This window comes from Novosphingobium guangzhouense (genome assembly GCF_002896965.1).
Classification (GTDB): domain Bacteria; phylum Pseudomonadota; class Alphaproteobacteria; order Sphingomonadales; family Sphingomonadaceae; genus Novosphingobium; species Novosphingobium guangzhouense.
In genome coordinates, this window is sequence record NZ_LYMM01000029.1 from 91532 (window position 1) to 105749 (window position 14218).

The window sequence follows — 14218 nt, forward strand, 5'->3', positions numbered from 1 at the left end:
CATGTCCCGCATCTTCATCGACCGCCCGATCTTCGCCTGGGTTCTGGCGATCATCGTCATGCTCACCGGCCTTGGTGCGCTGAACTTCCTGCCCAACGAACAGTACCCGGATATCGCCCCGACGCAGGTGAATATCCGCGCCACTTACCAGGGCGCATCCGCACAGACGATCGAGAACTCGGTGACGCAGATCATCGAGCAGCAGCTGACCGGCATCGACGGCCTGCTCTACTTCAGCTCCGAATCGAGCAACCGCGGTCAGGCGACCATCAGCGCAACTTTCGCCAAGGGCACTGACCCCGACATCGCGCAGGTTCAGGTCCAGAACAAGGTCCAGTCGGCCATCCCGCGCCTTCCGCAGACGGTGCAGGCCCGCGGCGTGACTGTCACCAAGTCCAACGCCGATCAGTTGCTGCTGGTGGCCGTCTACGACGAGACTGACCAGCGTTCGAACCAGGACGTGTCTGACTATCTGGCCTCGAACATCCAGGACCCGCTTTCGCGCGTGCAGGGCGTAGGCGACGTCAACGTGTTCGGCGCACCGCACGCGATGCGCATCTGGCTTGATCCACGCAAGCTTGCGGCCGTGGCGCTTATGCCCAGCGACGTGACTTCTGCGATCACCGCCCAGAATACCGAAGTGGCAGCAGGCGAAATCGGCGGCACCCCTGCTGTCGATGACCAGGCCATCAACGCCGTCGTCACTGCAGGTTCGCGGTTGCAGACCGCGGAACAGTTCCGCGCCATCGTGCTCAAGACCAACCCGGACGGCTCGGTTGTCACCATCGGCGATGTTGCGCGGGTGGAAATCGGCGCGGACAGCTACACTTCGGTCAGCCGCGTCAACGGACACCCCGGCGCCGGCATCTCGATCTCGCTGGCGCCCGGCGCCGACGCCCTGCGCACCGCAGAGGCTGTCAAAGCCAAGATGCAGGGTCTGGCCGCCGAAATGCCGGACGGCCTGAAGTACATCTACGGCAGCGATTCCACGACCTTCATCAAGCTTTCGGTCGAGGAAGTCGAAAAGGCGCTTTTCGAAGCGATCGTCCTCGTCGTCATCGTGATGTTCGTGTTCCTGCAAAGCTGGCGTGCAACCCTGATCCCGGCGATCGCGGTCCCTGTCGTCCTGCTCGGCACTTTCGCGGTTTTCTATGTGATGGGCTTTTCCATCAATACGATGACGCTGTTCGGGCTGGTGCTGGCGATCGGCCTGCTGGTCGATGACGCGATCGTCGTCGTCGAGAACGTCGAGCGCCTGCTGGAAGAGAACCCCGGCATGTCACCGCGCGAAGCGACGATCAAGTCGATGGAGGAAATCCAGATCGCGCTGGTTGCCATCGCGCTGGTGCTTTCGGCGGTGTTCCTGCCGATGGCGTTCTTCGGCGGCTCCACGGGCGTGATCTACCGCCAGTTCTCGCTGACGATCGTCACCGCGATGGTGCTTTCCGTGCTCGTCGCCCTGATCCTCAGCCCCGCGCTGACCGCCACGCTGCTCAAGGCCAAGAAGCCACACGGTGAAGAAGGGCACGAACCCAACTTCATCGACCGCCATCTGCCGTGGCTGGCGCGCGGGTGGGAGAAATTCCACACCTGGTTCAACCGCAGTTTTGAACGCATCACCGATGCCTATGTGCGCAGGGTGGACGTTGTAGTTGCGCACAAGTGGCGCTGGCTGGCGCTTTTCGCGGTAACCTGTGTTGCTACGCTCATGCTGTTCCAGCGCCTGCCCACCGGCTTCCTGCCGAACGAGGATCAGGGCAATATCATGGTGCAATGGCGCCTACCCGCCGGCACCCCCCGATCGCGCACCGAAGAAGTCCAGCGCGAGATCGAGAAGTACTTCACCACATACGAAAAACGCAACGTTGCGGGCATGTTCTCGGTCGCGGGCGGCGGCCGCGGTGCCTCGGGTCAGAACAGCGGCCAGGGCTTTATCAACCTGACCGACTGGTCGGAACGCACCGATCCCAAGGATAGCGCCGATGCCATCGTCGGTCGCGCCAGCGCCGCATTCCGCAGCCTTCGCGATGCGCAAGTCTTTGTGCTGGTCCCCGGCGCCGTGCGCGGGCTTGGCGATTCCTCGGGCTTCACGATGGAATTGCAGAACGCCAGCGGCCTTTCGAGCGACAAGTTCATGGAAGCGCGTGAAAAGCTGCTGGCCGCCGCAGGTGCGAGCGACCAGCTATCCGGCGTGCGCCTCAGCAATCTGCCAGACGTGTCGACCCTGAAGATCAACACGGACATCCGTGCACTCACCGCTTACGGCCTGACGCCCGGAAACGTGAACTCCACCCTGTCCACGGCCTGGGGTGGCACTTACGTCAACGACTTCATCGACAAGGGCCGCGTCAAGCGCGTCTATGTTCAGGGCGACGCACAGTTCCGTTCGCGGCCGGAAGATCTGGCGCAGTGGTTCGTTCGCGGGTCCGACGGGCAGATGGCGCCCTTCTCCGCCTTCTCCACCATCGGATGGTCGACTGCGCCCAGTTCCACATCACGCTTCAACGGGCTGCCCGCTTACGAGTTTTCGGGTAACGCAGGGTCCGGCGTAAGTTCGGGTACGGCGATGGACGTCATGGAACAACTCGCCGCCGACATTCCCGGTGTCAGCGTCGCCTGGGCTGGTTCATCCTATCAGGAAAGGCTGTCTTCGGGACAGGGGCCCATCCTTTACGCCCTGTCGTTGCTCGTCGTTTTCCTGTGCCTGGCGGCCCTTTATGAAAGCTGGTCGATCCCGGTCGCGGTTATTCTCGTGATCCCGCTCGGCCTGCTCGGTGCGATCGCCTTCGTGACGCTGCGCGGGCTGGAAAATGACGTCTACCTGCAAATCGGCCTGCTGACGACGATGGGCCTTGCCGCAAAGAACGCGATCCTGATGATCGAATTCGCCGAACAGGCCGAGCGCCAGGGCAAACGCGTCATCGATGCCGCTCTGGAAGCCGCAAAAATCCGCCTGCGCCCAATTCTGATGACCAGCTTTGCGTTCATCTTTGGCGTATTGCCGCTTGCCATTGCGACGGGTGCGGGCGCCAACAGCCGCGTCGCGATCGGCACCGCGGTGGTCGGCGGCATGCTGACCGCAACGATCCTCGCGATCTTCTACATCCCGTTGTTCTTCGTGCTGGTGCGCCGCGGCGTGCGGGACGGCCTTGCCGCAGCGCGTGAGAAATTGCAGCAGCGCCGCGAGCGCTCGGGAGACCCCGCATGAAAAGCCCGAGCATTCGGCTGATGACGGCGGTGCTGCCGGCCATAGCACTTGGCGCCTGTTCGCTGGCGCCGAAGTACGCTCAGCCCGCCCTGCCCGTTCCCACCTCATGGCCGGTGGGCGACGCCTATCTTCAACAGAACGAGGCTTCGCTTCCCACGGTTTCCTACAAGGACATCTTCCGCGATCCGCGCCTGCAGGCGCTCATCGAAGAAGCGCTGGTCAATAACCGCGACTTGCGCGTAGCTGCGGCCAACGTCGCCGCAGCGCGGGCACAGGTGCGCGTTACCCGCGCAAGCCAGTTCCCGGCGGTGGGCATCAGCGGTTCCGCAACCGATACCGAAACCGGCGGCGGATTCGGCCTCAACGGCATGAGCTATTCGGTGCAGGGCGGCATTTCCAGCTTCGAACTGGACTTGTTCGGCAAGCTGGCCAACGCTACCCAGTCGGACCGTGATACTGCGCTGGCCACCGAAGCTGCGGCCCGCACCGTGCGCCTCGGGCTGGTATCCGATCTTGCGCAGGCGTGGGCGACTTACGCCGCCGACACCGAACTGCTCAAACTGGCGCAGGCCACAGCGTCCAACGCAAAGGACAGCGTGCGACTTTCCGCAGCACGCCTCAAGGGCGGCGTTGCGGCCCGCACGGAACTGCGCCAGGCGGAGCAGGTGCTCGAAACCGCCAACGGGGATGTTGCTTCGCAGACCGCCGCTCTGGCACAGGATATCAACGCCATCCGGCTGCTTGTCGGCGCCGAGATCGACCCGACCCTGTTGCCGACAGGGATCGATCAGGTCAACGCCAGCCTCGGTGAAGTACCTGCCGGGCTTTCGACGCAAGTGCTTCTGCGCCGTCCTGACGTGGTTCAGGCGGAATACCAGTTGCGCGCTGCCAATGCCGATATCGGCGTGGCACGTGCGCAATTGTTCCCCACGATTTCATTGAGCGCGCTTATCGGCTTCGCCAGCCAGTCGTTGTCCAGCCTGTTCGACACCGCTTCACGTACCACCACGCTGGGGGCCGACGGCAGCTGGTCAGTGTTCAACGCCGGTGGGCGCACTGCCAACGTAGCCGTGACCAGAGCGCAGCGCGATGCCGCTCTGGCGACTTATGAGAAGGCGATCCAGACCGCGTTCCAGGAGACTGCAAACGCGCTTGCCGATCAAGGCACGCTGGCCGAACGTCTGCGCGCCGCCACCGCCTTCACCAACGCTGCACAGGACACCGCGACGCTGACCGAGGCCAGTTATCGACGCGGCATCGTCGGCTCGCTCGACAACCTCGACGCCCAGCGCAGCCTGTATTCGGCGCGACAGGCAGAGATCGCTGTACGTCTGACGCTGGCCGGCAACCGTATCGCGCTTTACCGCGTGCTGGGCGGCGATCAGGCGACGGCTCCGGCTCCGGCTCAGCCGTAAATCGGAACGATCTGCGGCAACTCCACGGTCGTGCGGATGCCTGGGGCAGCCGCACAGACCGCAGGGATGGCGTTGATCGGCCGGTGCGCAGTAAGACCCGGCGTGTACGCGGCGTAATCCGCTTCCGAGACGGGAAAGGTGATGTCGATCTTTACCGGGGTGTCGCCTTCCGTGACGATCCGCCAGCCGGATTCGCGCAAATCCCAGTCGTCTTCGATATCCGCGGTGACGTACCAGTTGGCGCGGAAGCGAAGAACGGGGCGGCCGCCGTGCTTGCAGGTAATCGTCGTGCGCATCGCCCCTACCGTACCTGCAGGTACCATGCCCGCAGCGATCTGGAGATCGTGCCGGGTCGCCGACAATTCCCCCACCGCCTCGATGTCGTCGCAAGGAAGGCCCATTGCCTCGGCCACTTGTGACAGCGAACTGCCGAAATCCCCCTTGAGATGCTCTGCGCGGCGCTGATCGAACGGTGCCATCGGAGCCGCAAAGCCCATGATATGAAAGAGCATGTCTGGCGAATTGCGGCTGGAGACATCGGCATATTCGTCAATGGTCAGCAAGCCGTGTTCGCGCTGGAGCGAAAGCAGCGGGATGGCCAGCGCCTCCGTGACGAAGCCCGGACTGGAACCGGTGGAATAGATCGACGTTCCTCCGGCCGCACAGGCCGCCTCGATCCGCGCACGGCGATCGGCATCCATAAGGGGCGGAAAATGGAAATCCCCCCGCGTCGTCACAACGTTCTTGCCGGAGGCAAGCAGCGCGCAAAGCGCATCCCAGTCCGTGCCCTGCGGCATGAACAGCACGCAATCGGCATCCAGGGCGACAATCTCTTCGAGCGAACTGGTTGCCTTGATACCGGTCTCGCCAAGTCCGCAAAGCGCGCCGGCGTCTTTGCCGACTTTCTCGGGCGAGCTGACCCATAGTCCGACGAGGTCCATGCGCGGATGCTCTATGATCATGCGCAGTGCACGGCTGCCGACATTGCCGGTGGCCCACTGAACCACACGCCAGGTCTTGCCTGCGGGCGCGGCGTCTTGCGGCATCTCTTTCTCCCTTGCGCTGCTTTCAGCTGATCGCCCGCACGTCAGCGATCAGCGCGCGCCCCGGCAATTCCCATTCGGGAACGCTTGAGCATCAGAACGCCACGCCAAACTCCAGCCCATAGGTCGTCGGCTTGCTCCAGTTCGCGCCGATGCCGAAGCTCGAATACTGGGCCTGCGTTAGATAACGGCTGTTGGTGACGTTATCCCCGAAAACGGCAACGTGGAACCGGTCATCCGGCGCGCTCCACTGCGCGCGCAATGCCAGTGTCTCATACGAGCCTTGCTTGAACTGGATTCCCGACGGGCCGAAGAAGAAGCTGGACGAATAGAACAGGTTGCCCGACAGCGCGAGCTGCCCGCCACCCAGATCCGCTTCGTATCGCGCGCCGATGAAGCCGGTGAATTCAGGCGTGCGCTGCATCGTCACATCGTTCAGCGTAGTCGGTGCTACGACGAAGCTGATGCCATTGGCCGCGCAGGTTTCCGCAGCCTCTTCGCCCAGTTCCGCGCAACGCACGTAGACCGGCGCATCGTTGAACCGCTTGTAACGTGCATGAACATAGGATGCCCCGGCATTGATCTGGAAGGCCGGCGTCACCTTGTAGTGCAGCGCGCCTTCAAGGCCGTAGATTTCCGAGGTTGCCGCATTGACGATCTCGGCCGTGCCAGTGCGGAAAATAGAGACCTGCAGGTTCTTGTAGTCGTAATAGAACGCAGCAGCCTCGAACGAGATGCCACGATCCTCGTACTTGAAGCCCACTTCGTAAGCGTTGATGTCTTCCGGCTTGACGCGATTGCAGGTGTAATTCGTGTCCGGGATCTGGCACGAGCCACCCACGTCCGAAATCGCCGCCTTGTAGCCCTTGGTGAACGAGGCATAGATGCTGGTGCGGTCGGTCGGCTTGTAACGCAGCACCACGCGCGGCGTCAGCTTGTTATTGGAAATGTCAGGAACCGGCTCCTCCGTCACCACGAACTGCCTGTTCCAGTAGGCATCGACGATCTTGTCGATCGAATAGCGCGCGCCCGCAGTCAGGAAGAACTGAGGCGTGATCTCATACGTCGCGTCGAGAAATGCTGCATAGCTACGGACCGTCGTGCTCGATCCGCCAAGCCGGATACGCTGGTCAGGAGCATTGCCCGCATTGTTGACGTAAGTGATGTATGTGTCGGTGTTCTGGAAATAGAACAACCCGCCAGTCCACTGCAGCTTCGGCCCGGCCTTGGAGGTGAGCAGCAGTTCCTGGCTCCATGTCTCGTTGAGGTTGGGCAGGCCGATCTGGAACAGGTCCAACCCCGAATAGTCGAGATCTTGCGACATCAGCGAATTTTCGCTGCGGTACTGGCTATATGAAGTCAGGTCCGCAAAGCCCAGGTCCGCACGAATCGTCCCCTGCACGACGTCGGTGTTTGAACGGAACACCTCGGGCACCGATCCACTGGCAATACGGTTTTTCGCCGTCGTGTAGGTTCCCGGAACACCGCCGAAAGGCGCACCGAGCCCGAAGTCGGCCGTGTCGAGGCTGGATGCCAGCATCGTCGAGGGATCATCGACCTGACCGTGCTTGTACCGCAGCAGCACATCCACCGTGTCGGTCAGTTCGGCCTTGAGACCGATGCGGAACGACCAGTTCTCGTAATCACCAACGCGCTTGTCATTGTTGGAGATATCACGTTGCCAGCCGTCACCGCGCCGGTATTGCCCTTCAAGGCTCAGAGCCACGCGATCGGAAATCACGTAATTGGCGAAGGCTTCGGCCGTGGCCTCGTTGTAGCGGCCATACCTTACGCGCCCCTCGAACGCATTGCCCGAGGTCGATGGTTCGCGCGTGGTTACAAGGATCGCGCCGCCCGTGGTGTTGCGGCCGAACAGCGTGCCCTGCGGACCTTTCAGAACCTGGATGGAATTTACGCTGATCAGATCGAAGTCCGCCGCCAGCGGATTGGGAGAATAGAACCCATCGATATAGATGCCGACGTTTCCGCCGCCGCCCGACGTGGTCACCGCCGTGCCGATGCCGCGGATGGTCGGTTGGAAGAACCCGCCGGCAAAGTCGAAACGCAGGGCCGGGGTAACTTTCCCGATATCCGCAAGCTGCTGGACGCTGGCCGTGGCCAATGCTTCGCTTGACAGATTGGTGATCGAGATGGGCACATCGACTTGCGCTTCGGCACGGCGCTGCGCGGTCACGATGATCGCGCCGTCGTCTGCAACGGCGCCGTCCTGAGCGTCCTGCGCATGAACCGAAACCGGCGCAAGCACCGCCAGCGCAAACACGGACGCGCAAGTCCCTGCAATCTTCACGATATCCCTCCCATTTGCTTTTGCCGCGAAGCTACACGAGGTAGCCGCGCGATCCAGCAGGAGGGTCCGCGATTACACAGATATCGCGCAGGCAGATTTCGCGTCAGGACAGGCGCACCGGATCAGGTTCCCGGCGTGATGTAACCCACGGTTTCCTGCCGGGGATCATAGGATTCGGCCTTCCATCGCACCGAGCCAAATGGACGTTCCAGTCTGCGGCGCACCCGGTTGCCGTGATTGCTGCGGTTGAACGCATCGACCTGCGCCTGAACGGCAAAGTCCGCCTGCGTGTAGCGCCCACGCATGCGCAGGTAATCCCCCCAGGTTGGACAGTGATATCGTTCGGTCCATATCGCCGTATTCTCGATATCGCGCGCGATGCTCCAGTCGAAGGCACCGATGCGCTTTCGAACCTTCTGCATTTTCATCATCGCTTCGTAGAATTCGCGCGCCAGGGCCGGATCGACGTCATACTCCACCTCGACCACCAGTGGCCCGGACCGCAAGGTCAGCGGCAGCGTAGCCGCCGGTTCATGCGCGATCTCGACCGAATCCATGTCCGCCTCAGGGTCCTCTCCAATCGGCAGGACAAGACCCAGCAGAGCCGTAGCGGCGACTGCGATGCCCGAGACGACAAGGGCGAATGCAACGTCATGATGCGCGGCGACTACCCCCCAGCCCCACGCACCGATGCCGATCCCCGCCGTGATCGCCGAAGAGAACAGCGACAACGCTCTGGCCGTCACCCATCGCGGGGCCGACAACTGCACCGTGACGTTGAGCATGGCGATGGTCAGGATGTTGCACGCGCCCACCACCAGAAAGGCAAGGCATGTGGGCACCAGCGAATGGCTGAACCCGATGACCACCAGCGCAACACCGCTGCCGATCGCGAACAGCCTCACCGCCCATTCGGTAGAAATCGCCGCGCGGATATGGCTGACGAACAACGCTCCGCCAACCGCGCCCACGCCCTGCGCTCCAAGCAGGATACCGAAAGTTGCGGCGTTGCCATGCAGCAGATCTTTCGCGATCAGCGGTGCCAGCGCAGATGCCGTAGCCGTCGTCAATCCGAAGCCGAGAACCCGCAGCAATGCCGTTCGCACCGCAGGAGCATGAAGTGCATATCGCACGCCCGTCACGATAGCGCGGTCGATCCGTTCAGGCGGCAAACGCGAAGGGACATGCTGGCGGCGCCACAGGAAGAATGCTCCCAGCAGCGGCAGGTACAGCAGCGAGGTCATCCCGAAAACGACCTTCACGCCATAGATCACGACGATCACGCCGCCCAGTGCCGGTCCGAAACTGCGCGCAACGTTGTAACTGATGGTGCCGAGCGCCACCGCCGCCGGCAGGTGGCCGCGCGAAACCTGCTCGGGGATCGACGCCTGCCACGATGGCGAGAACAGCGCCACGCCCGCGCCGATCAGCACGCAGAAGGCAAGCAACAGCCAGGGTGTTGTCAGGCCCATAAAGGTGATGCCCGCCAGCACCGCCGCGCTCACCGCGCTGAACGTCAGGCCCGTCATGGCGATGCGGCGTCGGTCGAACATGTCGGCGATGGCCCCGGCGGGCAGCGTCACCAGCATGAGTGGAACCATCATGGCCGTCTGCACCAGCGCGACCATGCTGGGCGAACTGCTCAGCCGCGTCATCTCCCACTGAGCACCGACACCGAGGAAAAGCTGGCCGAAGTTCGAGAAGAGGCTGGCGATCCAGATGTTGCGGAACGTGCGTTCGCGCAGCGGTGCGAAGGCACCCCCTGACTCATCTTCCTGGGCGATCGCCATGGTTGCTCCTCCCTTCCCAGTTCTGTTTGCCGCCGATCTTGAACGCGCAGGCAGCTACGTCAACCAGCCCATCGCGAAGACGATCCCTTGATGCAAGCGAACACGATTCCCACATACTAACCATAGTCAGCAATCGCCGCAGCGATAGCGCCCGCTACCTAGATTGCCAAACCGGCGAGGCGCCCGCATCACGCAGGAAACCGCGCTTTGCTGCGCGAAGAAACGCGAGGAGACCTGTCTTGACCGAGGCCTACATCATCGACGCCGTGCGCACTCCGCGCGGGCTCGGCAAGATGGGCAAGGGCGCGCTGTCGCAGATGCATCCGGAACACCTGTCGGCAACGGTGCTCGCCGCTCTCAAAGAGCGTAACGCCCTTGATACGGCGGACGTGGATGACGTGATCTGGGGCGTCTCTGCCGCGCTCGGCTTGCAGGCGGGAGATATCGGACGCATGGCCGCGCTCGATGCCGGTTATGACGTGAAGGCTGGCGGGGTGACGCTTAACCGCTTCTGCGGCTCAAGTCTTACCGCCACCAACCTGTCTGCCGCGATGATCAAGTCAGGGATGGCCGATCTCATGGTCGCCGGCGGCATGGACATGCTTTCCTATGCCAACATGTACGGCATGAAAATGCGCGAGGCCGGCGTCGGCAGCGCCGGCATGGGCGCGGGTAATCCGCGCCTGCAGGCAAAGCACCCGCAGTCGAACCAGGGCGTCTGCGCCGATGCCATCGCCGCCATGGAAGGCATCAGTCGCGAAGAACTGGAAGCGCTTGGCGTCGAAAGCCAGCGCCGAGCTGCGGTGGCCATCGCCGAGGGCCGTTTCGACAAGTCCACCATCGTCGTGAAGGACGATGACGGCAACGTGATCCTGGACCATGAGGAATATCCTCGCCCCGAAACCACGGCGGAAAGCCTGGCGCAGCTCAAGCCCGCCTTCGAGATGTTCCTGAACATGCCCTCCGCGCCCGGCGGCAAGACTTACGGCGAACTCATCAATCAGGTCTATCCGGACGTGGAGATCAAGCCGATCCATCACGTCGGCATATCATCCGGCGTGGTCGACGGTGCCTCGGCTATCCTGCTGGCGTCCAGGGACTATGCGGATGCGCACGGATTGAAGCCCCGCGCACGCATCGTCGCCATGGCCGAAACCGGTGATTGTCCCACCCTGATGCTGAACGGCCCCGTTCCGGCAGCACGCAAGGTGCTGGCCAAGGCCGGGCTCACTACCGAGGACATCGACGTCTTCGAAGTGAACGAGGCCTTTGCCGTCGTCGTCGAGAAGTTCATCCGCGACCTTGACCTTGACCGTGCCAAGGTCAATCCCAATGGCGGGTCGATGGCGCTCGGCCATCCGATCGGCGGCACCGGCGCCATGCTGATCGGGACCGCACTCGATGAACTTGAGCGGACCGGCGGGCGTTATGGCCTCATTACGATGTGCGCGGCGGGCGGCATGGCCCCTGCCATCATCATCGAACGCGTCTGACGGCGCAGTATAAGGAGCATCCGGTGGCGACTGAAGCCGACGAAAAGCCGATGGGGACGATCAGTAACCCGTTCAACATCCGTGACGAAACCCCGACACGACAGGTCGGGTTGCGCATGACCATCGTGTCGCGGCTGCAGCGCAACAACTTCGACCGCAAGGTCGCTGCGCTCAACGTGACACGTTCCCAATGGGCGATGATTGCGATCGTTGCCCGCTATCCCGGCTCGACGCAACGCAGCATCGCCGAATATCTCGAAATGTCCGAAGCGTCCGCCGGTCGTCTGATCGACCGCCTTTGCGCAGAAGGCTTGCTCGAAAGACGAGACCGCCGAGACGACCGCCGTGCCCGCGCTGTATACCTGACCGAAGAAGCGCGCCCCCTGCTCGACCGGCTGGGAGCCATCGCGACCGAGAGCGAGCAGAAGATGTTCGCCGGGTTCACCGACGAAGAGGTGGAAACCCTGCTAGATTTCATGACGCGGATCTACGAGAACGTCAGCCGGGGGTGACCCATTCGGAGTGGCTACGGAACCCGCAGCCACTGTGCGATGCCCACAAACAAAGAGGGCGGCACCTTGGGGTGCCGCCCTCTTCTTCTTGAGAGTATCGCGAAAACTTACTTCGCGGCAGCAAGTTCCTTCTTCGACATCGAAGTGGTGACCTTGCCACCCGCGTCGCTGAGGCTCGACGCCGGAACGGTGACCAGACGGCCGTTGAGGATGACCTGCGGGTTACCTTCGGCGGTGACGCGATAGATCGGCGCGATACGATAGCCGTCGGCGGCATAGAGCATCTTGCCGGCGTTGACCGAAACGGCACCCGCAGCGGCTTCTTCGGTCGCTTCGCGGACCTGGGTGGTTTCCGCAAAGGCAACTGCGGGAACGGATGCGAGCGTTGCGACGGCAACGAGAGCGGCGAATTTCTTCATGGCGTGTCTCCGAAAACTGCGAACCCTCAGGCTCGGTTCTATTTACTTACTAAGCTGGGTTAGTATTTTTTGAACACGTGGTCAATTGCGAAATTCGCATCCATCCTCGCAATTTCGGCAAGCTTATCGCAGCGGCGGCATTTTCCGCCCATCGCAGTTACGACACGTAATGAAACCGCAGATTTCCAAGACAATTGACCATGATCGTCAGCACGATGGGGCACCCTGTTGATCCATTCCGGCTTTGCGCGCACACCGCATTTCAAGGCGGCAGTCGACTGAAAACGCAGCGTTGTCGGCAACAGATCAAAGAACATCACGGGGATTGGCAGCAGATGTCGACGAAGGTCATGCAGGGCGTGCGCGTCCTCGAAGTGGCGCAGTTCACTTTCACACCGGCAGCCGGCGCCGTGCTTGCCGACTGGGGTGCCGACGTGATCAAGATCGAGCATCCGGTACGCGGTGATACGCAACGCGGCTTTCTCAACATGGGCGGCGTCACCCTTGATCCGCTGCGCCATACGCTGTTCGAACACCCCAACCGCGGCAAGCGCAGCGTGGGCATCGATCTGTCCACTCCCGAAGGCCAGGAGGTGCTCTATGAACTGGCGAAACAGTGCGACGTGTTCCTGACCAACTACCTTCCGCAAGTGCGCCAGAAGAACAAGTTCGACGTTGAGCACATCCGGGCGGCGAACCCGGATATCATCTATGCGCGCGGCTCCGCACTGGGCAACAAGGGGCCGGAGCGCGAAGTCGGAGGGTTCGACGGCACCTGCTTCTGGTCGCGCAGCGGCATCGCCTATTCGATGACACCCGAAGAATTGCCAGGCCCGATCTCTCAGGGCATCCCGGCATTCGGAGATTCCATCGGCGGCATGTTCATCGCCGGCGGCATTTCCGCCGCGCTGTTCCACCGCGAGAAGACCGGCGAGGCTGTGGAGCTGGACGTCTCGCTGCTGAGCACTGCAGCCTGGGCATCGGGCGCAGTCATCGCGCAAGTCGCCGAAACCGGCGTCCTGACCCGCAACCCCATGCCGGGGTCCGGTGGTGCTGCGCGCAATCCCTTCATGGGCAATTACCAGACCAGCGATAATGGCACGATCAATCTGTGCACCATTTCGCCCACCGGCCACATCCGCAATCTGTTCGAGCACCTTGGCGTGCCCGAAGCAGCTGACGACCCCCGCTTTTCCGAACCGCGCGCGCTGTTCGAAAATGCCGGTGCGGCGAGCGACATTCTGGTCAAGGCTTTCGCGCAGCACCCCTTCGAATACTGGCGCCAGCACCTCAAGACCTTTTCGGGCCAGTGGGCACCGATCCAGAGCTTCCACGACCTTCTCACCGACGAACAGGCGCTTGCCAATGACATGATCGTCGAAGTCGAAGGCGCCGACGGCGGTGCCCCTCTCAAACTCGTGCGTGGTCCGGTGCAATGGAACGGCGAGGCAGTCGAAACCACACGATCGCCCCAGGCATCTGAGCACACCGAAATGGTGCTCATGGAAATGGGCGTCGAATGGGATCGGATCGAGGAATGGAAGGCCAAGGGCGCAATTGCCTGAGGCCCGTGCTGGTGCGCTCAATGCCCATACTGTGAGAGCACAAAACGCGCCGGCGGCTTGAACCGCCGCCCGCACAGGCATTAAGAATACGGCGGTGCCATCGCGCGGAAAGCGCTCGTCGGAACAAGACGCACACAAGAGGACAAGGAACCCAAGATGAAGCCTGGAACCCGCCTGAAGAGCGCCGCCTGCGACACTGAAGTCATGGTAATTCGCGCCGCCGAAGGACAGATCGAATGCGGCGGTGCGCCGATGGCAGAGACGAAGCCTGCCGATCCTGCCCCCCTCGCCGCTGATTTTTCGGCCGGGACGCTCATGGGCAAGCGTTACATCGATGCGGACGGCAAATACGAACTGCTCTGCGTAAAGCCGGGCAAGGGCTCGCTCGGCGTCGATGGGCAGGCGCTCGTCGTCAAGGATGCCAAGCCACTGCCCGCTTCCGACTGACATCAGGGTACCGGCGCC

At 62.4% G+C, this 14218-nt stretch carries 11 protein-coding genes; 6 read left to right on the top strand and 5 right to left on the bottom strand.

Features of this window, described 5'->3' with window-relative positions; all coding sequences use genetic code 11:
* Nucleotide 1: 1 nt before the first annotated feature.
* The gene (locus tag A8V01_RS09715; RefSeq protein WP_103095646.1) at nt 2-3208 is read left to right on the top strand and encodes an efflux RND transporter permease subunit; all 3207 of its coding nucleotides are present in this window, start codon (nt 2-4) and stop codon (nt 3206-3208) included.
* Nucleotides 3205-4623: an efflux transporter outer membrane subunit gene (locus tag A8V01_RS09720; RefSeq protein WP_103095647.1), complete on the top strand. Its 1419-nt coding sequence runs from the start codon at nt 3205-3207 to the stop codon at nt 4621-4623. Before A8V01_RS09715 ends, A8V01_RS09720 begins: the two co-directional genes overlap by 4 nt.
* On the opposite strand, the gene A8V01_RS09725 is transcribed toward A8V01_RS09720, so the two are convergent.
* From A8V01_RS09725 to A8V01_RS09735, 3 genes are all read right to left on the bottom strand, one after another.
* Nucleotides 4614-5669, bottom strand: a complete 1056-nt coding sequence (locus A8V01_RS09725; RefSeq protein ID WP_103095648.1) for an NAD(P)H-dependent amine dehydrogenase family protein — start codon at nt 5667-5669, stop codon at nt 4614-4616. The two genes, A8V01_RS09720 and A8V01_RS09725, sit on opposite strands and share 10 nt — an antisense overlap.
* Before the next feature lie 91 nt (nt 5670-5760).
* Nucleotides 5761-7974 carry a TonB-dependent receptor gene (locus A8V01_RS09730; protein ID WP_103095649.1) on the bottom strand — a complete coding sequence of 738 codons (2214 nt, stop codon included), beginning with the start codon at nt 7972-7974 and terminating at the stop codon, nt 5761-5763.
* Between the two features lie 122 nt (nt 7975-8096).
* Nucleotides 8097-9764, bottom strand: a complete 1668-nt coding sequence (locus A8V01_RS09735) for an MFS transporter (RefSeq protein WP_103095650.1) — start codon at nt 9762-9764, stop codon at nt 8097-8099.
* Nucleotides 9765-10003: 239 nt separating this feature from the next.
* Here A8V01_RS09735 and A8V01_RS09740 point away from each other — a divergent pair, with 239 nt between their 5' ends.
* Nucleotides 10004-11257 (top strand): acetyl-CoA C-acetyltransferase, encoded by a 1254-nt coding sequence (locus A8V01_RS09740; RefSeq protein ID WP_103095651.1) that lies wholly within the window; start codon nt 10004-10006, stop codon nt 11255-11257.
* A gap of 23 nt (nt 11258-11280) precedes the next feature.
* Nucleotides 11281-11769: a MarR family winged helix-turn-helix transcriptional regulator gene (locus tag A8V01_RS09745; RefSeq protein WP_103095652.1), complete on the top strand. Its 489-nt coding sequence runs from the start codon at nt 11281-11283 to the stop codon at nt 11767-11769.
* A 107-nt stretch (nt 11770-11876) separates the two neighbouring features.
* On the opposite strand, the gene A8V01_RS09750 is transcribed toward A8V01_RS09745, so the two are convergent.
* A complete protein-coding gene (locus A8V01_RS09750; RefSeq protein ID WP_103095653.1) occupies nt 11877-12188 on the bottom strand; it encodes a hypothetical protein in 312 nt (103 codons plus the stop codon).
* A 59-nt stretch (nt 12189-12247) separates the two neighbouring features.
* A complete protein-coding gene (locus A8V01_RS28140) occupies nt 12248-12508 on the bottom strand; it encodes a hypothetical protein (RefSeq protein ID WP_146037229.1) in 261 nt (86 codons plus the stop codon).
* A 15-nt stretch (nt 12509-12523) separates the two neighbouring features.
* Between A8V01_RS28140 and A8V01_RS09755 the strand changes: the two genes are divergently transcribed.
* Both A8V01_RS09755 and A8V01_RS09760 read left to right on the top strand, forming a co-directional pair.
* Nucleotides 12524-13753 carry a CaiB/BaiF CoA transferase family protein gene (locus A8V01_RS09755; protein WP_245892403.1) on the top strand — a complete coding sequence of 410 codons (1230 nt, stop codon included), beginning with the start codon at nt 12524-12526 and terminating at the stop codon, nt 13751-13753.
* A gap of 156 nt (nt 13754-13909) precedes the next feature.
* A complete protein-coding gene (locus A8V01_RS09760) occupies nt 13910-14200 on the top strand; it encodes a hypothetical protein (RefSeq protein WP_103095654.1) in 291 nt (96 codons plus the stop codon).
* The last annotated feature ends 18 nt before the right edge of the window (nt 14201-14218 follow it).

Bases quoted from the DNA above. Each gene is read 5' to 3' on its own strand.
- A8V01_RS09715 (WP_103095646.1), top strand. From the start codon at position 2: ATGTCCCGCATCTTCATCGACCGCCCGATCTTCGCCTGGGTTCTGGCG.
- A8V01_RS09720 (WP_103095647.1), top strand. From the start codon at position 3,205: ATGAAAAGCCCGAGCATTCGGCTGATGACGGCGGTGCTGCCGGCCATA.
- A8V01_RS09725 (WP_103095648.1), bottom strand. From the start codon at position 5,669: ATGCCGCAAGACGCCGCGCCCGCAGGCAAGACCTGGCGTGTGGTTCAG.
- A8V01_RS09735 (WP_103095650.1), bottom strand. From the start codon at position 9,764: ATGGCGATCGCCCAGGAAGATGAGTCAGGGGGTGCCTTCGCACCGCTG.
- A8V01_RS09750 (WP_103095653.1), bottom strand. From the start codon at position 12,188: ATGAAGAAATTCGCCGCTCTCGTTGCCGTCGCAACGCTCGCATCCGTT.
- A8V01_RS09755 (WP_245892403.1), top strand. From the start codon at position 12,524: ATGTCGACGAAGGTCATGCAGGGCGTGCGCGTCCTCGAAGTGGCGCAG.
- A8V01_RS09760 (WP_103095654.1), top strand. From the start codon at position 13,910: ATGAAGCCTGGAACCCGCCTGAAGAGCGCCGCCTGCGACACTGAAGTC.